Consider the following 23,682-nt stretch of genomic DNA (forward strand, 5'->3'; position numbering starts at 1 on the left):
GGTTTAAAATGAAAAAAACTATTTATCAAATCATAATTGTTATATTAATTACATCTCTAGGATATATTTTATATCAACTAAATACAGAATCGGAAACTTCGGTTTCCGAAATTAAAAAAGAAAAGAAAATAGAAAAAAGTATTTTAGATATAAGAGAAAAAAAGAAGAATATTATTACTAATTATAAATCAAAAGAGATAGATGTTAAAAATTTAGATGATAAATTATTTTTATTGAATACAAAACTAGAAGAAACAAATAATATGTTAGAAAAAGAGAATATTATAAAAAACAGTAAATCTATAAAAGAAAAAGAAATTGAAGAACTCAAAAAAGAAATCCAAAAAGTTCGAGAGAATATAGAGGATAAAAAATGAGACTATTAAAAATATTAATAATAGTTTGTCTTTTTTTTAAAGTATTATTTGCTTCATCAATTGTTGGAACAACAAAAGGTAAAATTAGTGTAAATCAAGGAAATATGAATTTTGTTCTTCCTTTGACTTTACCAAATGGGGTAAAAAATCTTAGTCCAAATCTTTCTATAAAATATAACTCTTCATCTAATAATGTTGGGAAATTGGGTCTAGGTTTTAAGTTATCGGGATTTTCTTCTATATCAGTATGTAATGAATATACGAAAAAAGATATTGCTAATCTTTCGAGAGATTTTAATTATTGTTTAAATGGACAGAAATTAATTACTGTAAATCCTTCAGATACTTATGGAGGGAATAATGTTGAATATAAAACTGAGATAAATAACTATACTAAAATAATATCTTATTCTCAAGACTCAAAAACTACTAACTGGAAACTATTTACTAAAAATGGATTAGTCTACGAGTATGGATTATCAGTTAACTCTACTAAAAAAGATAAGAATGGTGATATAAAACTTTTTAAAAGAAATAAAATAATAGATATCTTAGGAAATGAAATAAATTATATATATGATGCTTCTGGATATATTGAAAGTATAACTTACTCGAATAATAAAATTGATTTTTTATATGAAGATAATGATGTAAGTATTTCTAAATACTATAAAGGTATAGAAACAATATATGATAAAAGATTAAAGTCAATATCTATAAAAATAGATAATGAAGAGATTTCTTCTTATAATCTTTTTTATAAAATAAATACTTTTAATAATAAATTAATAAAAATAGAAAATTGTCTAAGTGGAGAATGTTTAAAACCATTAGAATTTACTTGGGAAGAAAAAAATGAAAATGAAACATCATATTTTGATGAAAAAAGCTTTACAACAACAAAGAATTTTGGAACAAAAAATGATACATATGAAGCAATCTCAGGGGATTTTAACGCAGATGGATTAACAGATATTGTAAGATATACAAATAATCAAATATATACGTTATTTGCAAAAGAAGATAGTACTTATACTCAAAAACTTTTTACTACAACAAAAAATTATGGGATTAAAAATGATACATATTCAATTTTAAATATAGATCATAATGGAGATGGCTTAACAGATATTATTAGATACACAAATAATAAAATATATACATTATTATCAAATGGAGATGGAACATATACGGAAAAAAATGTTTTTACTACAACAAAAAATTTTTCAGAGGTTTTTACTTCTTATTATTCAACAAGTGGTGATTATAATGGAGATGGATTAATAGATATAATAAGATATACAAACAATGAAATATATACTTTTTTATCAAATGGTGATGGAACATACCAAGAGATTTTATCTTCTTCTCCTAAAGATTTTGGAGTAAAAAATGATACTTATTTTTTGTCAATTGGCGATTATGATGGTAATGGATTAAGTGATATTATTAGATATACAAATAATGAGATTTATTTATTATTATCAAAAGGTAATGGAAAGTTTACTCAGAAAAAATATACTACATCTACGAACTTTGGAATTAAAAATGATACTTATGAATCTCTTATAGGAGATTTTAATTCAGATGGTTTAACTGACCTTATCCGATATACAAATAAAAAAACTTATATACTTTTTTCAAAAGGTGATGGAACCTTTGTTGAAATACTTTTTACTTCTTCAAAAGATTTTGGAACAAAAGATGATACGTATAAATCACTTATAGGTGATTATAATGGAGATGGATTAGACGATATCATTCGATATAAAAATAAAGAAGTATATATATTCTTTTCAAAAGGTGATGGAACATTTAATGAAAAAAACTATACGACAGAAACTAATTTTGGACTAAAAAATGATACATATGGATCTTTTTTTGGAGAGTTTACTGGTGATGGAATTGATGATTATATAAGATATAATACAAATAAAATATATACTATAAAAGGACTTGATAAGCGAAATATAATTACAAATATATCAAATAGTACAGACCAAAATACTTCAATAGTATATTCTGATTTAAATGATAGTGATATTTACACTCCAGATACTAACTCTTTATACCCAAATATAGATATAAAAGGGTCATCTAAAAAAATTGTAAAGTCTATAAGTATGATAGATGGAATAAGTGGCTTTAACACTTTCTCATATAAATATGAAGGTTTAAAATCAAATACTGAATACGGCGTACTTGGTTTTAGAAAAATAACTAGAATAAACGATACAAATGCAGATACTTCAGTATCTTTATATAATCAAAGTTTCCCTTTTATAGCTAGTAAAAATAAAGAAGAAAAATACGTAAATGGTATAAAAATACTAGAAGAAGAAAATACTTATGAAATAAAAACTTTTCAAAATATAAATGAAAAGATAAAAACTTTATATTTGAAAAATAAGTATATTACAAAATATGATATAAATGGTGATTTTTTATTAAAAGTAAAAGAGTCACAATCTACACCAGATATGTACGGAAATGTAAGTAGTACTAAAACAAATACCTATGATAGTTTAGATGAAACAAATTTATTTTCAAAAGAGATAATAAAAACCTTTAAAACAGCAAATGAAAATAACTGGATAGTAAATTTAGTCTCAAACATAAAAACAATATATAAAAAGCCTAATGGATTAGAGAATACTAAAGAAAATGAAACATCATATACTTATAATAGTAAAGGTTTTCTTCTTTCTGAAAAAATTATAGATGAAGATGAAAATAGAGAATTATTAAAAGAGTATGTTTACAATAGCTCTGGGAATATAATAAAACAATCAATAAGTGGAACAGATGTAGAAAAAAGAAGTGAACATTATACTTACGATAGTTTAGGTAAAAATATTATCAAAGTTGTAAATGCTTTAAATCATATTCAAACAAATATATACGATAAACAAGATAACCTTATAAAAGTAATTAGTATAAATGGCTTAGAAACTACTTGGCAATATGATACTTTAAATAGAAAGATAAAAGAAAATAGATCAGATAATACGAATACAACTTGGACATATAGTTGGGATGATTCTTTTGAAGATAGTTTATATAAAATATCAGTAAAAACTACAGGTGCTCCTGAAGTTACAACTTTCTTTGATGCAAAAAATAGAAAAATAAGAGTACAAAGGTCGGGCTTTAAAGGTGATGTTATCTTTGAAGATACATATTATGATACATTAGGTCGAGTAAGTAAAAAAAGTACTCCTCATTATGCATATGAACTTCCTAATTTTACCTATAATATTTATGATGCATTAAATAGAGTAACAAATATAAAGACACAAGGACCAAATGGAGAAAATATTGAAAAAAAGTTTATATATGATAAGTTTTTAACAAAAGAGATAGATGCTAAAGGAAATACTAAACAGATTATTTCAAATATTGTTGGACAAACAATAAAAATTATAGAGGAGGAAAATGCAACTATAGAGTATCAATATGATGCTTTAGGAAATTTAATTTCAACAAAAGATAGTAAAAATAATACAATTGAAATAAGATATGATAATCAAGGAAATAAAATTTATATAAATGATCCAGATATGGGTGAATGGATATATAAATATAATATGTTTGGAGAACTTATCTCCCAAACTGATGCAAAAGCTCAGACTACATTTTTAAAGTATGATTTTTTAGGAAGACTTATAAAAAGAGTTGAGAAAGAAGGCGAATCTTTATTTTTTTATGACATTAGTTTAAATGGGATAGGAAAAGTTTCTATTGAAAAAAATAAGGATTATAAAAAAGAGTATTTTTATGATGAGTTAGGAAGAAAAAAAGAAATAAAAGAATATATAAATAAAAAAGTATTTTCTACAAATTATGCATATAGTGAAGATGGAAAACTAAAAACTACAATTCATCCAAATGGTTTCATAGTAACAAATGAATACAACAAACAAGGATATTTAAGTGCAGTAAAATCTCCAATAAACAATGATATAAATCTATCTTATGAAAAATTAAAAGATGATATACAAAACAATTTAGATAAAAAAACAAATGCTTTTAATTCTTTAATAAATTTAAATACACAAATTGAAAAATATAGAGTAAAAGCTTTAGAGTATTATAATTTAGCAAAAAAATATGAAAATATTGATACACAAATAGAAGAACAACTTTTAAAAACAGCTAGTCTCTTAATTCAAACAGCAATTGAATTAAAAAATGATGCCCAAGTATATGAAGAAGATTATAAGTACTTTTCTAAAAGGTTGGATTATCATTTAATAAAACTTGTAAACTTTAATGATGAACAATTATACCAGTGGCTAATGGAAACTTTCTCTGCAAAATCAACAGAACAAATAACTCAAGCTTTAGCAAAACTAGATGAAGCAACAAATTCACTAAATAGTATAAATACTCAAGAGGAGTTATCTATTTATAAAGAAATAGTTTCATATTATATTCAAGAGAGTAAAACAATAATAAATGAAGCAAAATCAAATATAGAAATAGCAAGAAATTATAAAGAAAAATATAAAAATTTAAGAGATGGGGTCGATAAAGCATATCAAGGGATATTTGATAATACAGAACATAAATATTATTATAAAATTTTAGCAGCAGATGAATTTGGAAGAATTACAAAAGCTTTTCATGGAAATGGTTTAGAAACAACAAAAGAGTACAATAGAATAAATGGACAACTTCAAAGAATAAAAACAGGCTATGATGGTAACGATGACATAAGAGATATAAAATATACTTTTGATGTGCTAAATAATGTAGTTTCTAAAAATGATTTAAAACAAGATATATTTCAGAATTTTACTTTTGATAATTTAAATAGAGTGACATCTTCTTCAATTCAAAGTGATAATTTAAATGAAACTGTAAATTATACTTATAATTCTGTTGGAAATATAATGAGTAAATCAGATTTAGGTAATTATATCTACCAAAAAGCACATCAAGTGAAAAGTGCTGGAGGAATAGTATATAACTATGATGAAAATGGTAATGTTATAGAGAAAATCAAAGATAATAAAACTATAGCATTAACCTATGACTCATATAATAAACCAATAAAAATCAAAGATGATACAAATACAACAGAATTTTTCTATGCTCCAAATAGAGCTAGGTATAAAAAAATACTAAACTATGATACTACATTCTATGTAGGAAAACACTATGAAGAAGAAAATATAGCTCAAACAAAATTAGAAAAAAACTATATCTATGTAGGAGATGAGCTTGTTGCAGTACATATAGAAGAAGATGATGGAACTATAACTTTACCCCAAAATAGATATATACATAAAGATGCATTGGGTTCAGTAGATACTATTACAAATGAATCGGGAATAGTAATTCAAAGGTTAGCTTATGATGCCTTTGGAAAACGTATAGTTCAGGGATGGATTAATGATATAGATAAAAACAAACCCTTAGTAAAAAGAGGATATACTGGGCATGAACATATAGATGAATTTGAGCTTATTCATATGAATGGAAGAGTTTATGATCCTACCTTAGGCAGGTTTTTAAGTGCCGATCCAAACATACCACATCCCTTTATTAGTCAGAGTTTTAATCGATATTCATATGTAAGAAATAATCCGTTAAAATATATAGACCCAAGTGGTTATGAAGATGAAGGTGGTCTTGGCGCAGGTGCACAGGCTGATAGCCAAGCATCAGAAAATGATTCTAATCGTGGTGGAGGTTCTAATTCTAGTTCTAATTCTAATAATAATAATAATAATGATGATGATGATACTACAACAAGTTCAACAACAGAAGTCACAAAAGAAGGAGTTGTTGCACATGTTTCTATATCGGCAACTTTTACTACCAGAGATCAATCTGTTTCGGATGTTGAAAGTCCATCTGGAATGGAAACAAATGTATTTGGTAATTCTTTTAATTCAAATGGATACAGTTCTTCAGGAGATTCTGCTACAAAAGAAGCTTCTTCGAAGAAAGGTGAAGTTAATACATATGTAGGACTTCAAGGAGGTCTTCACGTAGCGGTTATAGGAATAAATTTGAGTTTTAGCCGTAACCTTCAAACGGATAAGTTTTCCTTTAATTTAACGGTGAGAGTTGGACCAGGACTTTATGCAGGATTTGGAGGGGTAGCTGCTGCAAATGCAAAAGTTACGGAGGGATTGGCAAAAGATAAATCTAAATTATCAACTTCTATTGGTATCGGTGCTGATATAGGTATTGTTGCAGCTCCTGGTTTTTCAATAGGATATGAACCTGCAACTGGAAAAGTTGGAGCAGTAGCAGCGAGAGGTTCTTATGGTTTTGGTGCTGCATTCGGATTTGATTTTGGTTTTGGATATGAGTTTTAAAATAAGGCGAGGGTATATTAAATGAATAATCATTTTAAAATGGGTTTTCTTATATTTGGGATACCATTTATAGTATTGATGAGTGGTTTTCTTTTACCTTTGATTTCTGAAATATTAGGAATCAATGAGACTATATTTAATAAATTAGACTATATTTTAAAGTTACTTTTACCAATTAGTATTATTATTACAATAACTATTGGAATCGAATTGGATATAAAGAAAAGAAAGAAAAATAGAAGTGCATATGTTTTTTTTTATTATATTTATATTCCATGTTTAATTTTAATGACCATTTATGCTTTTTAAAAATAGAATAAGTTTTGGACAAACTAGATAAGATATAGTTACTTTAGTCTAAACTAGAAATTTGTAATTATGATGAACTTACATATAAATGGAATAGCTTTTTGTCTGTTTTTAGTGAATAAAAGAGTAAAAGTACATAGCTATTTTTTATAATAGTTTCTTTCTTGAATACAACCATACACTAGTATATAATTATTACGATGCTAAAGAACACTGAAAACAATTAGTTATATCCTTACATGTTGCACAAGCTGGTGCAGTTCTCCCAATACAATCGTATATATATTTTTTCCATCTTACATCATCTGGTTTTGTTTTTGCAAGTGAAGTAAAATTGGCATTCATCATTCGATTCATTTCTTTTCTGCTAATAAGACTTAGGTCTGAAAATAACACCCCAGGGGTTGAACCTCCACTAATTCAACCTCTTCCCCCTTCAATTTCTAAATACTCTTAGAAATAAATCTATACCCAACACCTCTAATATTTACAATCATTCCATTTTTTAATTTTTTTTGTAGTTTATGAATCATACTTCTCATACTGACTGCTTCCATCTCTTTATTATCCCATACGTATTCGTGAATCATTTCTGAAGTGACTGTTTTATCTAGATTGTTTATAAAAAGAGTTAGAAGAAGTTTTTCTTTTTGGGTTAGTGTTATTTCGTGGTCGTGTTTGTATAAAGTTTGGTCTTTCATATGAAAATTAAATCCAAAACCTAAATCAATGATATCCTTATCTATATCATTTTGAAGGATTGTCTTGATATGATATTTTATATGTAAAATAAGCTCTTCTAATTCAAAAGGTTTTTTTAGATAATCATTACAACCCAAATCATATGCCTTTGATATATTGTCAATATCAAGTTGGGCACTTACGATAATTACTGGTAAGTCAATATATATTTTTCTTATCTCTTTTAGTACATCATGTCCGTTGAATCCTGGAACATTTATATCTAGAATATATAAATCATATTGGGTATTTAAAACTTGGGTCATTGCGTCATAGCCATCTTCTGAGCTAGTAACAAAAAAACCTCTTTTTTCTAAGGCATCAGTAATTAATCTATTTAATGAATAATCATCTTCTAGTAAGAATATTTTCATAATTCTCTTTTCTCAATTGAATTTATATCAAAAGTAAATGTAGTTCCTATGTTCTTTTCACTTTCAACTTCTATTTTTATATTATATTTATCACAAATCTCTTTTACTATATTTAATCCTAAACCTAATCCCATTTTTTTATTTGATTGTTGATAGTATGCTTCAAATATCAAGTCTGTATCTTCTAATCCTATTCCAAAGTCTTGTATTGAAATAATAGTCTTTTCATCTTCTATTCCAAAAAATATAATGATTTCAGAAGATTCTTTACTATATTTTATTGCATTGCTAATTGTATTATCAATGACTCTTTCTAATTCATACTTATTGATGAATACTTCAATATCTTCATTATATTCAAGATGAATATGAATATCTTTTGTATTTGCTAGTTCATCAAAAAAGATAACTCTTGAGCTAATAAAACTTAGTAGATTTATTTTTGAGATTTTGTATTCACGGCTCTCTTTTTTTATTTTGTAAGATAAATCTCCATATATAGAAGAAAGAGTTTTTGTAGAGGCTTTTATAGCTTCTATTTGTTTTGAGGGTCCAGTGTTTTGTTCGATTAGTTCAGTATTTAAAGAGATAATAGAAACTGGAGTATTCATTTCATGCATGATTTTTTTCACAAATAAATCTTGTTGTTCAAGTAAGTTTGCGATTGTTAGTTTACTTTCATAAATATCAAGTTGAGTTTTTACTCTAGCAAGTATCTCTTTTGGTTCAAAGGGTTTTGTAATATAATCGACTCCACCTTCTTCAAAGGCTCTTACTTTATCTTCTATATTATCTAGTGCAGAAATAAATATAATAGGAATATCTTTAAGTTCTTTCTCTTTTTTAATTAAGGCACATAATTCATAACCATCTATATCTGGCATTTTTATATCTAGTAAAATAAGGTCAGGTATATTTACTTTTGCAGCTTTCAATGCCATCAAGCCATGAGTAGTTGCTCTTATATCATAACTTTGATTTTTTAGTATTTTATCTAAGTATTGAAGATTCTCAATTTTATCATCAACTATTAATATAGTATATTTTTTATTCATTTTATTTTTATTTATACTCTTGTTTTTAGTTATTATAACTTAAAAAATAAGAAAGAAAATAGACAACCTGTATGAAACTTAAACAGTTATTTATCCTTTTATTGATTGTTAACAGTATGGCATTGACAAGTGTGGTATTTATTTTAAGTGAATACCAAAATGCTATCAAACACCTAGAAAACGCCTACATCATGCAACATCGTTCTTTAGTTTTAGCCGATGAGTTAAGACAAAGTTCTGATGATCTAACTCGAATGGCAAGAACATATGTTATTACTGATGATGAGATGTTTAAAGAACAGTTTCATAAAGTCTTAGATATTAGAAATGGGAAAGAAGCAAGACCAAAACATTACAATCGTATTTATTGGGATTTTTTTACTTTAAAAGGATCTGTACCAATTTTAGATGGTGAAAAAATACCCTTAAAAACTCTTATGAAAGAAGCTGGGTTCCCAGAAGAAGAACTTGCTTTACTTTATAAATCACAAAAGGAATCAGATGATTTAACAAATCTTGAATCTAAGGCTATGAATGCAATAAAAGGTATTTTTCAAGATGGCGAAGGAAATTTTACTGTTGTTTCAAAACCTGATTTTAAATTAGCTAGAGAGATTATGCACTCTGATGAATATCATAGGGCAAAGATAGCTATTATGAAGCCCTTAAATGAGTTTTATCAAGCATTTGAGAGTAGAACGCAAAAGAGAGTAAATGAAGCCCATACTACAGTAAAAAAGATGGAATCATATTTGAGTATTGCTGTTTTATTTTTAGTAGTTCTTTTTGTGTTTTCTTTTATATTTATTATTTTATATAGAATTATTCACCCTTTAGAACTGTTAAATAAAGGTATGTTAAGCCTTGCAAAAAATGACATGGATATAGTTTTACCTCAAAAGGTTTTTATGGATGAAGTATCTGAAATGATTGGAGCTGTGCAAGTCTTTAAAGATAATGCAATTCAACTTATATCTTCTCAAGAGCAAAACAAAAGATTGTTAGACCTTGCAGGGGAAGGAATTTTTGGTTTAGATTCAAGAGGAAGATTTATTTTTGTAAATCCTACCGCCTCAAAACTTTTAGGATACTCTTCTGAAGAGTTAATAGGTCAGTATATAAATAAAACAATAGGAAAACATCTTTATAAAAAAACAGCTCAACAAAGAGAACGTCTAATGTTAGTTTCTAAAGAAGAACAAACCTTTCTTTCAAAAAAAGGATTAGAATTTCCTATTGATTATGTAAGTACTCCAATTTTCAATAATAAAGAACTTCTAGAAGGTTCAGTTGTTGTTTTTTCTGATATTACAAAAAGAAAGAAACATGAAGATGAGTTAAAAAAAGCAACGCTTGAAGCGCAAAAAGCAAATCTTTCTAAATCAGTTTTCCTTACAAATATGTCCCATGAATTAAGAACACCACTAAATGCTATTTTAGGGTTTGCAACACTTCTAAAAAAATCAACAACTTTAAATGAAGTAGAGAAACAAAATCTTCAAACTATTAGAAATAGTGGAGAGCATTTATTATCAATAATAAATGAGATATTGGAGTTTGCAAAGATTGAGGCTGGAAAAATATCTATAAATCCAATTTCATCAAATTTACACAATTTACTTAGAGAGATTGAGTCAATGTTTATTGAAAGATGTATGGATAAAAATTTAGATTTTACTTTTAATATAGAAGAAGATGTTCCTAAGTATGTTAAATGTGATGAAAAAAGAGTAAGACAGATTTTTATTAATATTTTAGGAAATTCACTAAAGTTTACAAATTCTGGAAAAATAGAAATAAAAATAAAGTATGCAAAAAATAGACTTAAAATCAAGATAAAAGATACTGGTATAGGAATGACTAAAAAAGCAAAAGAGTTAGTATTTAAGCCTTTTGAACAAGTAGGAGAGTTAAAGCATAAACAAAAAGGAACAGGATTAGGTCTTGCTATTACAAAAGAATTAATAGAAAAGATGAATGGAAAAATCTCTTTTACATCTAAAGAAAATATTGGGACAACATTTAATTTTGAGATAGAGATTCAGACCGTTGATGCCTTTGAAGATAAGTTTACTGAAGAAAAACATGAAAATATTTTAGTATCTAAAAAATCGTATGATTATAAAGTTTTAGTTGCTGATGATATTAAAATAAATAGAGATCTATTAGTACAACTTTTAGATACGTACAATTTAAAAACTTACGAAGTAAAAGATGGCTTAGAGGTTTTAGAGTGTTGTAAAACAGATGATTTTGATTTGATTTTTATGGATATTCTTATGCCAAATCTTAATGGCTTAGAAACTATAAAAGAGTTGAAGAAAAATGATAAATATAAAGGTATTCCAATTGTCGCGATTTCTGCAAATGTCTTTGAAGATGATAAACAAAAAGCTTTAGAATCAGGAGCAGATGATTTTCTTACTAAGCCTTTTAAAGAAAAAGATATTATTAATACTCTTGAAGAGTATTTAGATATGTCTTTTACCTATCTTGATGAAGAAGAGCCTGAAGATATATTTTATGAAATGTCAGAACAAACTATAAAAGAAATTGTAAATGCAGCAGCATCTTTAAATACAAATTTAATTCTTGAGATATTAAAAAAAGAAAATATTCAAGCTTCTATAAAAAGAAAAATAGAAAAACTACTTTTAGAATATAAATTTGATGAAGTCATTAATCTAATTTCAAATAACAGGTAGTTTGTATACTTAGTATACAGAATATTTTTAATCATCTAAAAAAAACAACACTAAAGCAACACAACTTTCTTATACTGCATTTAAGAAAATATCAAAATATATTGATATTAAAAATTATAGGAGAGAGTACAAATGAAAAAGTTTTTAGCTAAATCATTATCTGCTGCTGCAATTGTTGCTATGGCTACTGTTGCAAATGCTGCGGATACAATCAAAGTTGGTGTTTTACACTCATTATCTGGAACTATGGCAATTTCAGAAACTACATTAAAAGATACAGTTTTAATGTTAATTGATGAGCAAAATAAAAAAGGTGGGGTTTTAGGAAAAAAATTAGAACCTGTAGTTGTTGACCCTGCGTCAAACTGGCCTTTATTTGCTGAAAAAATGAGAGGTCTTTTAACAAAAGATAAAGTTGATGTAACATTTGGTTGTTGGACATCAGTATCTAGAAAATCTGTTCTTCCAGTTATTGAAGAATTAAATGGATTACTGTTTTACCCAGTTCAATATGAAGGTGAAGAGTCTTCTAAAAATGTATTCTACACAGGTGCATCACCAAACCAACAAGCTATTCCAGCAGTTGATTACTTAATGAATGAAATTGGTGTTAAAAGATGGGTTTTAGCTGGTACTGATTACGTTTATCCAAGAACAACTAATAAAATCTTAGAGTCTTACTTAAAGGCTAAAGGTGTTGCTGCTGAAGATATTATGATTAACTATACTCCATTTGGTCACTCTGATTGGCAATCAATTGTTTCAGATGTTAAGAAGTTTGGATCTGCAGGTAAGAAAACTGCAGTTGTTTCTACAATCAATGGTGATGCAAACGTTCCTTTCTATAAAGAATTAGGTAACCAAGGTATTTCAGCTGAAGATATTCCTGTTGTTGCGTTCTCTGTTGGAGAAGAAGAGTTATCAGGTTTAGATACTAAACCTCTAGTTGGTCATTTAGCTGCGTGGAATTACTTCCAAAGTGCAGAAGCTGACGTAAATGATGAGTTTATTAAATCTTGGAAAGCATATACTAAAAATCCTAAAAGAGTTACAAATGACCCTATGGAAGCTACGTATATTGGATTTAAATTATGGGTAAAAGCTGTTGAAAAAGCTGGTACTACTGATGTTGATGCTGTAAGTGATGCAATCATTGGTCTTGAAGTTCCAAACTTAACAGGTGGAACTGCAAAGATGCTTAAAAATCACCACTTAACAAAACCAGTACTTATTGGAGAAATTCAAGAAGATGGTCAATTTGAAACAGTATGGCAAACAGAAGGTGAAGTTGCTGGAGATGCATGGTCTGATTTCTTACCATCATCAAAAGATACAATCTCTGATTGGACTAAACCAGTTAATTGTGGTAACTACAACACTGTAACAAAAAAGTGTTCTGGTCAAAACTACTAATTAAAACTTACAAAATAGAAGAGGAGAAGTATCACTTCTTCTCTTTATCTAAATTTAACTCAGGATTATTAAATGAAATCGAACTTTTTAAAAATAATCTTTCTTAATTTATTATTCATCTCATCACTTTTTGCAGATAGTTTTGAAGAAGATATTAACAAATTAAAAACTAATAGTTTAAAAACTAAACAAGTTGTTGTTAATGAAATTACAGAAAAATATATTACCGATGAACGAACAAATATACTTTTATCTAAGATGATAAAAGGTGAACTTTTTTATACAAAAGATACAGGAATTTTTGTTGTATTAGAAAAAAAAGATGGAAGTATCTATCATACTAAAACTTTTTTAGATAATGAAACACTTGAACCTATGAAGAAATCAAAGTTTAAAAAAGTAAAAACAAACAATAAATTAAGAAGTATTATTAAGACAAAAATTGCCCAAATGAACTTATTCTCTGAAAATGTAGAAAAAAGATTAAGTTCGGCAAAAAATATCTTACTAAATGTATCAACTGAATTTGAACCAATTATAAATAAAGCTTTAAAAATAGAGAAAGATTCTTCTGTAAAAAATAAATTATTAGAAGCAAAGACTATTTTAGATGCACAAAATTTAACAGGTAAAGAACAGATAAAAGCAGTAAGAGAGTTAAGTGATTTTATCTCTTCAAAATCTCTTTCTACACTAAAAGAAATCTCAGTGGATAATAGTAGTTCAGAAGAACTAAAAAAAGTAGCTTTAAAGTCAATATCTTCAGTAGAGACTACAAGGTCTTATTATGCAGTTGCAGAAAAAGCATTCTTTGGTCTTAGTATGGGTTCTGTTTTATTACTTGCAGCAATTGGTCTAGCAATTACTTTTGGTGTTATGAAAGTAATTAATATGGCTCATGGTGAAATGATGATGATTGGAGCATATACTACTTACACCTTACAACAAATTATGCCAGGACTTATTGAGTATTCAATTATTTTAGCAATTCCTGCTGCATTTATAGTAAGTGGTATGGTTGGAATTATTATTGAAAGACTAGTGATAAGACATTTATATGGAAGACCGCTTGAAACTTTACTTGCAACATTTGGGATTAGTTTAATCTTACAACAAATAGTTAGAACCATCTATTCTCCTTTAAATCAAGAAGTTAAAACGCCTTCTTGGATGAGTGGGGCACTAGAGATTAATAGTGCACTGTCTTTAACATATAATAGACTATATATTATTATTTTTGCACTTATTGTATTTGTTGGCATCTTATTACTTTTAAATAAAACATCATTAGGACTTAAAGTACGTGCTGTAACACAAAATAGACAAATGGCACAAGCAATGGGAATAAAAACTTCATGGATAGATGCAATGACATTTGGCTTGGGTTCTGGGATTGCTGGGATTGCTGGTGTTGCCTTATCTCAACTTACAAATGTAGGTCCAAATCTTGGACAAGCTTATATTGTAGATAGTTTTATGGTTGTAGTATTTGGTGGAGTAGGTAATTTATGGGGAACACTTATTGGAGCAATTACACTTGGTGAGATTAATAAGTTTATCGAACCAGTTGCAGGAGCAGTTCTTGCAAAAGTAATCATACTTGTATTTATCATTTTATTTATACAAAAAAGACCTAGAGGATTATTCCCTCAAAAAGGTCGAGATGCACAGGATTAAAAGATGAAAAAAATAGAAAATACAAAAAGAAAACCAATTTTATTACAGATTTTAGAAAAAGACAAAGGAGGTAAAATAGTTTTATCTATTTTAGCTTTTGTTGTTGCATATGTTTCATTTGCAAACCTTTTTATTAGTCCTGATTCGGCCTTTTATATTTCTACATATACAGTAACACTTTTAGGAAAGTACTTAGCCTTTGCATTACTTGCCCTTGCACTTGATTTAGTATGGGGATATATTGGAATATTAAGCCTTGGTCATGGAGCATTTTTTGCTCTTGGTGGATATGCAATGGGTATGTATCTTATGCGTCAAATTGGTGATAGAGGAGTTTATGGAAATGCTGAACTTCCAGACTTTATGGTATTTATGAATTTAAAAGAGTTACCGTGGTTTTGGTATGGTTTTGATAATCCTATCTTTGCATTAGTTATGATTATGTTTATACCTGCTGTTCTTGCTTTTGTTTTTGGTTACTTAGCATTTAGATCAAGAGTAACTGGTGTTTATCTTTCAATTATAACTCAAGCTATGACTTATGCACTTATGTTAGCATTTTTTAGAAATGACATGGGATTTGGTGGGAATAATGGACTTACAGATTTTAAAGATTTATTAGGCTTTGATTTATCTGCTGATAGTACAAGAATTGCTTTACTTATTACCTCCTTTTTAACTTTATTGATTGGATATTTAGTTGCAAGGTTTATTATGAATTCTAGACTTGGACGTGTTTGTATTGCAATACGTGATGGTGAAAGTCGTACAAGATTTATTGGATATAGAGTAGAACAATATAAACTGTTTATTTTTGTAGTATCAGCTGCAATGGCTGGAGTTGCAGGAGCTTTATATGTACCACAAGTTGGGATTATTAATCCTGGAGTATTTTCTCCATTATTTTCAATTGAGCTTGTTATTTGGGTTGCAATAGGAGGAAGAGGTACTTTATATGGAGCTATTGTAGGAGCATTTATTGTAAATTATGCAAGTACATATTTTACATCTGCATTACCAGAGGTTTGGTTGTATGCACTTGGAGGATTATTTGTATTTGTAACACTATTTTTACCAAAAGGTGTTGTAGGGTTAATTTCAAAAATTAGCGTAAGTATGAAAAGAAAAGAGAAAGAAGAGGTTCAAAATGTTACTGCTTAAACATGAAAATGAAGAGAATATTGGTGAACTAAAACGTGGTGATAGAATCCTTTATCTTGATGATGTAACAGTTAGTTTTGATGGGTTTAAAGCTTTAAATTCTTTGTCTTTACATATTGAATATGAAGAATTAAGATGTATCATTGGTGCAAATGGTGCAGGAAAATCAACTATGATGGATGTAATTACAGGTAAAACTAGACCAGACCATGGACATGTTGTATTTGGTCAAGCTGTTGATTTACTTCAAATGGATGAACCAAGTATTGCTGAAGTTGGAATTGGAAGAAAATTTCAAAAACCTACTGTATTTGAAGGTCATAGTGTATTTGAAAACTTAGAACTAGCAATGAAAGATGATAAAAGATTTTTTAAAACACTATTTGCAAAAATGAGTGTTGAGCAAAAAGATAAAATTGAACAAACTATGAATCTAATTGGATTAAAAGATTTTTATAAAACAGAAGCTGGAATTTTATCTCATGGTCAAAAACAGTGGTTAGAAATTGGAATGCTTTTAATGCAAGACCCTAAACTACTATTAGTAGATGAGCCAGTTGCTGGAATGACGCCAGGTGAAGTTGAAAAAACAGGTCAAATTTTGACAGACCTCTCAAAAAATCATTCTGTTGTAGTAGTTGAACATGATATGGAATTTATTAGAAGTATTGCAAAAAAGGTAACCGTTTTACATGAAGGTTCAGTTTTAGCAGAAGGTTCTATGAAAGATGTTCAAGAGAATGAAAAAGTAAGAAAAGTGTACTTAGGTGAATAAAAGGCAAACTCGTTTGCCCCTTTAGGGTTTTGTTCACTTTTAACAATTTTTTATAAATTGTGCTAAAAAGTGTAAAAGATATATATGTCCCTTTTAAGTTGGGACAATTTAAAAGGAAACTAATGATAGAGGTAAAGAATATAAACCAATTTTATGGTCAAAGTCATACTCTTTGGGATTTGAGTTTAGAGATTAAGACTGCAAGATGTACTTGTCTTATGGGAAGAAATGGTGTTGGTAAAACAACATTAACAAAGGCAATTATGGGATTAGTTCCTATTAAAGATGGTGAAATTATATTTGAAGAAAATGATATTTCTAAACTAGGAAGTGAGAAAAGAGCCTCTCTTGGTATTGGGTATGTTCCACAAGGAAGAGAGATATTTTCACAACTTACAGTAAGAGAAAATCTTGAGATAGGATTACTCGGAAATAGAAATGGTCTAAAGCATGTACCTGATAAGATATATGAATTGTTTCCAGTTTTAAAAGAGATGTTAAAAAGAAAAGGTGGTGACCTCTCAGGTGGTCAGCAACAGCAGTTGGCTATTGCTAGAGCTTTGTGTTTAGAACCAAAGATATTGATACTTGATGAGCCATCTGAAGGGATTCAGCCAAACATCGTACAACAAATTGGAAAGGTAATAGACTATCTTACTAAAGAGGAGAAAATTACTGTAATACTAGTTGAACAAAAGTTACCATTTGCAAGAAAACATGGAGATGACTTTTTCTTAATTGAAAGAGGAAGAGTTGTAGCAAATGGAGAAATTGAAGAACTAAATGATGAAATAGTAGAACAGTATTTATCAGTATAAATGAGTATATCTTTTGATTTTAAAAACAATATCTTTTCATTAAATAGGCTAAATCTTCCTAGTCGTTACTACTATTTTAACGACAGTGAAAACTATATAAAACTTTTAAGTATAGGTGAGGGAATTTTTCCTAAAGATAGGCTAAAAACTAATATTGAATTAGTAGATTCATCTTGTATTGTAACGACTGAATCTGCAACAAAAGTCTATCCTTCAAAAAAAGAGTTTGGAATAAACTATATAAATATAAATCTTTTAAATTCAAACTTCGAGTTTTTAAATGATGAACTTATTTTATATAAGGATTCAAAACTTTTACAAATACTAAGAGTAAAAGCAGATGAAAACTCAACTTTTTTTTATAGTGATATTTTGACACAAGGAAGATCTTATGAGCATTTTGATTTTGATTCTATGCTTGTAAGAAATAAATTTTATATAAAAAAAGAGTTGGAATATTTTGAAAACTTTGAAGTTGAGGGTTCTGAGCTTAAAAACTATATTAAAAGACATAAGAATAAAAACTATATTTATTTGAAAATCTATATAAAAACTAAACAAAATGGTCATTTTTTAAACACCCTGCATAAAGCCGGATTTGACTCATTTTGTTATACTAAAAATAAAGAGATGATAATAGGTTCTATTAGTTCAGAGAATATGATAACAATCAAAAAAAAGCAAAAAGAACTTTGGAGTCTTTATAGAAAAGAACTAGAAAAAAAAGAGTTCAATCTAGGAAAACAATAATTTAAAAAGAGAGGTTACTATCAATGTTTTTAACAAATCGTGAGCAAGAAAAATTGATGATTTATACTGCTTCAAAACTTGCCTTAGAGCGGAAAGAGAGAGGTTTAAAACTTAACTTCCCAGAAGCTGTTTCTGTTATTAGTTCATTTATACTTGAGGGTGCTAGAGATGGTAGAAGTGTTAGTGAACTTATGGTTAGTGCCACAAAAGTTTTAAAAGCTGATGATGTTATGCCTGGTGTTGCATCTATGATGCATATGGTTCAAACAGAGGCTACTTTTGATGATGGAACAAAACTTGTAACTGTTCATAATCCAATTGCTCTAAGTTCTGATGATAATATTCCAGGAGAATACTTTATTGATGAAGGTGAGGTAGAATTAAACGTAGGAAATGAAAGTATCACTGTAGAAATTGAAAATATAGGAGATAGACCAATACAAGTAGGTTCTCACTATCACTTTTTTGAAACAAATGCTTTTTTAGAGTTTGATAGAAAAAAAGCTTATGGAAAAAGATTAAATATAGCATCTGGAACTTCTGTAAGATTTGAGCCAGGTAGTAAAAAAGAGATTGAACTTGTAGATTTTAAAGGTAAAAGATATATTGCTGGATTTAATGGTTTAGTAAATGGATATTTAGATGAAGAAGAAACAAAAGAAAAAGCCATGCAGAATCTAGAAATTTTTTTAGGGAGTAGGTCATGAGAATATCAAAACAAAAATATGCTTCAATGTATGGACCAACTACAAATGATAGATTTAGATTAGCGGATACTTCTTTAATTGCTAAGATTGAAAAAGATTTTACAACATATGGTGAAGAGAGTAAATTTGGTGGTGGAAAAACTATTAGAGATGGTATGAGTCAATCTCCACTTGCTGTTGATGTTGCTGATTTGATTATTACAAATGCAATAATTATTGATTATACAGGTATTTACAAAGCTGATATTGGAATTAAAAATGGAAAAATATCTGCTATAGGTAAAAGTGGAAATCCATATAATTGTGATGGTATAACTGAAGGCTTAGAGATAGGGGCAAATACTGAAATACTTTCAGCAGAAGGGAAGATAATCACTGCTGGTGGTATTGATGCACATATTCATTTTATAAGTCCTGGACAAATAGATGAAGCCTTAGCAAGTGGAGTAACTACTATGATTGGTGGAGGAACTGGACCAAATACTGGTACAAATGCAACAACTTGTACTCCAGGTGAATTTCATATTCATAAGATGATGCAATCTGTTGATGATTTACCTTTAAATTTTGGATTTATGGGAAAAGGAAATAGTTCAAATTATGAAGCTTTAAAAGTACAAGTTGAAGCTGGAGCTATGGGTCTTAAACTTCATGAAGATTGGGGTACAACACCAAATGCTGTAGATACTTGTCTAAAAGTTGCAGATGATTTAGATGTACAAGTTGCTATTCATACAGATACTTTAAATGAATCAGGTTTTGTAGATAATACAGTAAATGCTTTTGGTGGGAGAACTATTCATACTTTCCATAGTGAAGGAGCAGGTGGTGGACATGCCCCTGATATTATGAAAGTTGCAGGATTAGAAAATATTTTACCATCAAGTACAAATCCAACACTTCCATATACAAAAAACACTATTGAAGAACACCTTGATATGCTTATGGTTTGTCATCATTTAAGTCCAAAGATTCCAGAAGATGTAAGTTTTGCTGAGTCAAGAATTAGAGGTAAAACTATTGCAGCAGAAGATGTACTTCATGATATAGGTGCTATATCAATGACAAGTTCAGATTCACAAGCTATGGGTAGAGTTGGTGAAGTAGTAATAAGAACTTGGCAAGTTGCAGACTCTATGAAAAAACAGCGTGGTGCATTAGACCTTGACAATGAAAAAGATGATAATGAAAGAATTAAAAGATATATTGCAAAATATACTATAAACCCTGCTATTGCTTGTGGTATTGATGAACATGTTGGAAGCGTAGAAGTTGGGAAAATGGCTGACTTAGTTTTATGGACTCCAGCATTCTTTGGAGTGAAACCTGAGATTATCATAAAAGGTGGTTTTATAGCCTTATCTATGATGGGTGATTCAAATGCATCTATTCCAACACCAGAACCAAACATGTATAGACCAATGTTTGGAAGTTTAGGAAAAGCAGCTGCAAAAACTAGTGCTATTTTTGTATCACAAACTTCAATTGATTGTGGAGTTGAAAATAAACTTGATATAAATAAAGAGATATTGGCAGTTAAAAATACAAGAAATATTACAAAAAGAGATATGAGGTTAAATGATTTTATTGGGGATATTGAAGTTGACCCTGAAACATATGATGTAAAAGTAAATGGCGAGATTATCGAATCACATTATATGACGGAACTTCCTATGGCTAAAAAATATTTCTTATTTTAGGATGAAAGAGTGATTAAAAAAGTAGTTGAAATAAAAAAAGATTTAGAGTGTGAAGATAGTGTTGAACTTGATTGGTTTGATATGCAAAAACCAAACTTGTCAGCTATTACAAAAGAGGGTGTAGAATTTATTGTAAAAGCGAAATATACTCATCTTCATGAAAATGATATTTTAGAGTGTGAAGATGGATATAAAATAAAAGTTTTAAAATCAGAAGATAGTATTTATACTTTAACTTTTAGTGACCATGTTACATTTGCAAGAATTGCATATGAGATAGGAAATCGACACCAACCTGTATGTATAGAAGATTATAAAATCACAATACTAGAGGATATATCAACAGCAGATATTATAAAGTCCTGTGAATCAATAAATAATGTTGAAGTTAAAAAGAGTAAAGGCCTTTTCAAACCAAATGGAAATGCTCATCACTCTCATTAAGAAGAAAAATGAATAATACAAAAGCACTTAGTAGATTTATACAGATACTTGATGGAGTATTTCCTTCTGGTGCCTTTGTTCACTCTTTTGGATTAGAACCACATATTGTTTTAGATGTTGTAAATGATAAAGATAGTTTAAAACAATTTCTTGAAAATATAATTGTAGACCAATATCAAAACCTTGAATTTGTAGTTGTTAAAAAAGTATTTAAACTTTTAGAGGAAAAAAAATTAAAATTTATCTTAAAAGAAGATATGAAATATGCTTCAATGCTGAGCTTTGAATATGCAAAAGCCTCTAAAGACTTAGGTGAAAATTATTTAAAACATATTGGGTTTGATATTAAAAAAAAGATTATACAAAACTATTTTGATGAGGTGAAATCTAAAAATAGCGTAGGAAATGAACTTTTTATTCTAAGTTCATATGCATATGAGTTAGATTTAGATATAGATACTTTTTTACTTTTATGGTGTAAAAAGTCTTTGATAAATATTGCAAGTGCAAGTCTAAAAATATCAAGAATAAAACCTTCCGAAATACAGCAGATTTTATTTGAATTTGATGAGATAATAGAAGAATCTATAAAAAATAGTTCCAAAAAGATGAGTAATTTTAATCCTCTGTTTGAAGAGGTAATTTTCTCGCATTTAAATTTAGAACCAAAAATGTTTGTAACATAGAATATAGGAAAAGAAATGAGTATAAAAATAGGAATAGCAGGACCAGTAGGAAGTGGAAAGACTTCTATAATAGAAAAACTAACAAATATGTTAAAAGATAAATATACACTTGGAATAGTTACAAATGATATATATACAACAGAAGATGCTAATTATCTAAAAAGTAAACTTGAACTTAATAGTGAACAAATCATAGGTGTTGAAACAGGTGGTTGTCCTCATACAGCTATTAGAGATGATATTTCAATGAATCAAAAAGCAGTAGAAGAGCTTGAAGAAAAATTCAACCCTGATATTATATTTGTAGAAAGTGGTGGAGATAATTTATCTGCAACATTTTCTTATGAGTTAGTTGATTACTATTTATATGTAATTGATGTAGCACAAGGTGCAGATATTCCTAGAAAAAAAGGTGCTGGACTTCTGTTTTCTGATCTTCTAATATCAAATAAAATTGATCTATGTCCTTATGTAAATGTTGATTTAGAAGCTTATAAAAAAGATGTACATATTAGTAGAAAAAATAAACCAAGTCTATTTCTAAGTAATCAAGATGAAAAAAGTTTTGAAAAATTGAAAGAGTGGATTTTGGCATTGTTATAGGAGTAGATATAAAAATTTAATGTTTTTTATTTAATCTTTTTTATTTAATCTTTTATGTAGAATAGTCCAATTTTTTACAAAAGGCTATTTATGAACTTAGAAAAACTATATGAGGATTTTTTTTTCACTGTAAATTTGAAAAAAATCTAAATAAAAAAACGCTTGATGCATATAAGACAGATTTAAATCAATTTTTAGAGTACGAAGATATAAAATCTGTAAAGATTAATTTAATAGATAAATATTTACTCAAAGAGTATATACAATATCTCTATTCTATAAATTTAAAACCAAGGTCAATAAAAAGAAAAATTGCAACACTAAAAGTATTTTTCAATTTTTTAGAATTTGAAGATATAATCAAATTAACACCTTTCCATAAACTAAAAATTTCTATAAAAGAATCTAAAGAACTTCCAAAAACAATAGAATCAAGAAATATCAGCAAACTATTTAAATATATTTATAAAAGAAGAAACCTAAATAAAGATATAAATTCCTTTTCATATAAAATATTAGTACGAGATATTGCTATTCTAGAAATTCTTTTTTCAACTGGACTTAGAGTATCAGAAGTAAGTTCTATCAAATCAAATAATATCAATATAAAAACAGGATATATAAAAGTTTTTGGGAAAGGTAGTAAAGAAAGAATCATCCATATTTGTAATAGTGAAATAAAAGAAATTTTAAGAGAATATGTATCTTTATTTAAAAATGAAATAGAAAAAAATGATTGGTTTTTTATAAATAGATTAGGAAATAGATTTTCAGAACAGTCAATAACTAATATGATAAAAAAATATCAAAAAAAATCAGGAATAATTCAAGAACTAACACCTCATATGTTTAGACACTCTTTTGCAACACTTCTTTTAGAAAAAGGAGTAGATATAAGATATATTCAAAACTTTTTAGGTCATGCATCAATCTCTACAACACAGATATATACGCAAGTAAATGAAGTTCATAAGAAAAAAATATTAAGAACAAAGCATCCTAGAATGGAGTTGAATTTTTTAGATTAAATACATGATAATAGGTAATTATGAATT

The 23,682-nt window shown here is 27.9% G+C and carries 19 protein-coding genes and 1 pseudogene; 17 read left to right on the forward strand and 3 right to left on the reverse strand.

The window, feature by feature from the left end; genetic code table 11:
* The first annotated feature begins 8 nt into the window (after window positions 1–8).
* The 3 genes from BT997_RS01920 to BT997_RS01930 are packed head-to-tail and all read left to right on the forward strand — an operon-like array spanning window position 9 to window position 7,018.
* A complete protein-coding gene (locus BT997_RS01920) occupies window positions 9–377 on the forward strand; it encodes a hypothetical protein (RefSeq protein ID WP_072679686.1) in 369 nt (122 codons plus the stop codon).
* Window positions 374–6,709: an FG-GAP-like repeat-containing protein gene (locus BT997_RS01925; protein ID WP_072679687.1), complete on the forward strand. Its 6,336-nt coding sequence runs from the start codon at window positions 374–376 to the stop codon at window positions 6,707–6,709. Before BT997_RS01920 ends, BT997_RS01925 begins: the two co-directional genes overlap by 4 nt.
* A 21-nt stretch (window positions 6,710–6,730) precedes the next feature.
* On the forward strand, window positions 6,731–7,018 hold the full coding sequence (locus BT997_RS01930) for a hypothetical protein (protein WP_072679688.1): 288 nt from the start codon (window positions 6,731–6,733) through the stop codon (window positions 7,016–7,018).
* A 195-nt stretch (window positions 7,019–7,213) separates the two neighbouring features.
* Here the strand turns inward: BT997_RS01930 and BT997_RS15395 are convergent, their stop codons facing one another.
* Genes BT997_RS15395 through BT997_RS01940 form a run of 3 tightly spaced genes read right to left on the reverse strand, consistent with a single transcriptional unit; the run spans window position 7,214 to window position 9,188 of the window.
* Window positions 7,214–7,414, reverse strand: a complete 201-nt coding sequence (locus tag BT997_RS15395) for a nitrogen fixation protein NifQ (protein WP_258239405.1) — start codon at window positions 7,412–7,414, stop codon at window positions 7,214–7,216.
* Window positions 7,415–7,461: 47 nt separating this feature from the next.
* Complete coding sequence (locus BT997_RS01935; RefSeq protein WP_072679689.1) at window positions 7,462–8,133, reverse strand: response regulator transcription factor; 672 nt, start codon at window positions 8,131–8,133, stop codon at window positions 7,462–7,464.
* Window positions 8,130–9,188, reverse strand: a complete 1,059-nt coding sequence (locus BT997_RS01940) for a hybrid sensor histidine kinase/response regulator (RefSeq protein WP_072679690.1) — start codon at window positions 9,186–9,188, stop codon at window positions 8,130–8,132. The genes BT997_RS01935 and BT997_RS01940 overlap by 4 nt, the downstream gene beginning before the upstream one ends.
* Window positions 9,189–9,259: 71 nt before the next feature.
* Here BT997_RS01940 and BT997_RS01945 point away from each other — a divergent pair, with 71 nt between their 5' ends.
* From BT997_RS01945 to BT997_RS15655, 14 genes and pseudogenes are all read left to right on the forward strand, one after another.
* Window positions 9,260–11,893, forward strand: a complete 2,634-nt coding sequence (locus tag BT997_RS01945) for a response regulator (protein ID WP_072679691.1) — start codon at window positions 9,260–9,262, stop codon at window positions 11,891–11,893.
* Window positions 11,894–12,025: 132 nt separating this feature from the next.
* The gene (gene urtA, locus BT997_RS01950) at window positions 12,026–13,306 is read left to right on the forward strand and encodes an urea ABC transporter substrate-binding protein (RefSeq protein WP_072679692.1); all 1,281 of its coding nucleotides are present in this window, start codon (window positions 12,026–12,028) and stop codon (window positions 13,304–13,306) included.
* A 72-nt stretch (window positions 13,307–13,378) separates the two neighbouring features.
* The gene (gene urtB / locus BT997_RS01955) at window positions 13,379–14,983 is read left to right on the forward strand and encodes an urea ABC transporter permease subunit UrtB (RefSeq protein WP_072679693.1); all 1,605 of its coding nucleotides are present in this window, start codon (window positions 13,379–13,381) and stop codon (window positions 14,981–14,983) included.
* Window positions 14,984–14,986: 3 nt separating this feature from the next.
* Window positions 14,987–16,144 (forward strand): urea ABC transporter permease subunit UrtC, encoded by a 1,158-nt coding sequence (urtC, locus tag BT997_RS01960; RefSeq protein ID WP_072679694.1) that lies wholly within the window; start codon window positions 14,987–14,989, stop codon window positions 16,142–16,144.
* Complete coding sequence (urtD, locus tag BT997_RS01965) at window positions 16,131–16,919, forward strand: urea ABC transporter ATP-binding protein UrtD (RefSeq protein WP_072679695.1); 789 nt, start codon at window positions 16,131–16,133, stop codon at window positions 16,917–16,919. Before urtC ends, urtD begins: the two co-directional genes overlap by 14 nt.
* A gap of 122 nt (window positions 16,920–17,041) precedes the next feature.
* A complete protein-coding gene (urtE, locus tag BT997_RS01970; protein WP_072679696.1) occupies window positions 17,042–17,737 on the forward strand; it encodes an urea ABC transporter ATP-binding subunit UrtE in 696 nt (231 codons plus the stop codon).
* On the forward strand, window positions 17,738–18,487 hold the full coding sequence (locus BT997_RS01975) for an urease accessory protein UreD (RefSeq protein ID WP_072679697.1): 750 nt from the start codon (window positions 17,738–17,740) through the stop codon (window positions 18,485–18,487).
* A 23-nt stretch (window positions 18,488–18,510) separates the two neighbouring features.
* Entirely contained in the window at window positions 18,511–19,194 is a 684-nt protein-coding gene (locus tag BT997_RS01980; protein ID WP_072679698.1) for an urease subunit beta, read from the forward strand.
* The gene (gene ureC, locus BT997_RS01985) at window positions 19,191–20,894 is read left to right on the forward strand and encodes an urease subunit alpha (protein WP_072679699.1); all 1,704 of its coding nucleotides are present in this window, start codon (window positions 19,191–19,193) and stop codon (window positions 20,892–20,894) included. The genes BT997_RS01980 and ureC overlap by 4 nt, the downstream gene beginning before the upstream one ends.
* Window positions 20,895–20,903: 9 nt before the next feature.
* Window positions 20,904–21,338 carry an urease accessory protein UreE gene (locus BT997_RS01990; RefSeq protein ID WP_072679700.1) on the forward strand — a complete coding sequence of 145 codons (435 nt, stop codon included), beginning with the start codon at window positions 20,904–20,906 and terminating at the stop codon, window positions 21,336–21,338.
* An 8-nt stretch (window positions 21,339–21,346) separates the two neighbouring features.
* Window positions 21,347–22,024 (forward strand): urease accessory protein UreF, encoded by a 678-nt coding sequence (locus tag BT997_RS01995; protein WP_072679701.1) that lies wholly within the window; start codon window positions 21,347–21,349, stop codon window positions 22,022–22,024.
* A gap of 15 nt (window positions 22,025–22,039) precedes the next feature.
* Window positions 22,040–22,627 (forward strand): urease accessory protein UreG, encoded by a 588-nt coding sequence (ureG, locus tag BT997_RS02000; RefSeq protein ID WP_072679702.1) that lies wholly within the window; start codon window positions 22,040–22,042, stop codon window positions 22,625–22,627.
* A gap of 131 nt (window positions 22,628–22,758) precedes the next feature.
* Window positions 22,759–23,007 (forward strand): annotated as a pseudogene (locus BT997_RS15650) (site-specific integrase); the annotation flags it as partial.
* Between the two features lie 15 nt (window positions 23,008–23,022).
* A complete protein-coding gene (locus BT997_RS15655; protein ID WP_375537747.1) occupies window positions 23,023–23,655 on the forward strand; it encodes a tyrosine-type recombinase/integrase in 633 nt (210 codons plus the stop codon).
* Window positions 23,656–23,682 lie beyond the last annotated feature (27 nt).

This window comes from Arcobacter sp. LA11 (assembly GCF_001895145.1).
Taxonomy (GTDB): Bacteria; Campylobacterota; Campylobacteria; order Campylobacterales; family Arcobacteraceae; genus Halarcobacter.

What these genes read in the sequence shown, in the direction of transcription:
- BT997_RS01920 (WP_072679686.1), top strand. Translation starts at nt 9, where the DNA reads ATGAAAAAAACTATTTATCAAATCATAATTGTTATATTAATTACATCT.
- BT997_RS01925 (WP_072679687.1), top strand. Translation starts at nt 374, where the DNA reads ATGAGACTATTAAAAATATTAATAATAGTTTGTCTTTTTTTTAAAGTA.
- BT997_RS01930 (WP_072679688.1), top strand. Translation starts at nt 6,731, where the DNA reads ATGAATAATCATTTTAAAATGGGTTTTCTTATATTTGGGATACCATTT.
- BT997_RS01935 (WP_072679689.1), bottom strand. Translation starts at nt 8,133, where the DNA reads ATGAAAATATTCTTACTAGAAGATGATTATTCATTAAATAGATTAATT.
- BT997_RS01940 (WP_072679690.1), bottom strand. Translation starts at nt 9,188, where the DNA reads ATGAATAAAAAATATACTATATTAATAGTTGATGATAAAATTGAGAAT.
- BT997_RS01945 (WP_072679691.1), top strand. Translation starts at nt 9,260, where the DNA reads ATGAAACTTAAACAGTTATTTATCCTTTTATTGATTGTTAACAGTATG.
- urtA (WP_072679692.1), top strand. Translation starts at nt 12,026, where the DNA reads ATGAAAAAGTTTTTAGCTAAATCATTATCTGCTGCTGCAATTGTTGCT.
- urtB (WP_072679693.1), top strand. Translation starts at nt 13,379, where the DNA reads ATGAAATCGAACTTTTTAAAAATAATCTTTCTTAATTTATTATTCATC.
- urtC (WP_072679694.1), top strand. Translation starts at nt 14,987, where the DNA reads ATGAAAAAAATAGAAAATACAAAAAGAAAACCAATTTTATTACAGATT.
- urtD (WP_072679695.1), top strand. Translation starts at nt 16,131, where the DNA reads ATGTTACTGCTTAAACATGAAAATGAAGAGAATATTGGTGAACTAAAA.
- urtE (WP_072679696.1), top strand. Translation starts at nt 17,042, where the DNA reads ATGATAGAGGTAAAGAATATAAACCAATTTTATGGTCAAAGTCATACT.
- BT997_RS01975 (WP_072679697.1), top strand. Translation starts at nt 17,738, where the DNA reads ATGAGTATATCTTTTGATTTTAAAAACAATATCTTTTCATTAAATAGG.
- BT997_RS01980 (WP_072679698.1), top strand. Translation starts at nt 18,511, where the DNA reads ATGTTTTTAACAAATCGTGAGCAAGAAAAATTGATGATTTATACTGCT.
- ureC (WP_072679699.1), top strand. Translation starts at nt 19,191, where the DNA reads ATGAGAATATCAAAACAAAAATATGCTTCAATGTATGGACCAACTACA.
- BT997_RS01995 (WP_072679701.1), top strand. Translation starts at nt 21,347, where the DNA reads ATGAATAATACAAAAGCACTTAGTAGATTTATACAGATACTTGATGGA.
- ureG (WP_072679702.1), top strand. Translation starts at nt 22,040, where the DNA reads ATGAGTATAAAAATAGGAATAGCAGGACCAGTAGGAAGTGGAAAGACT.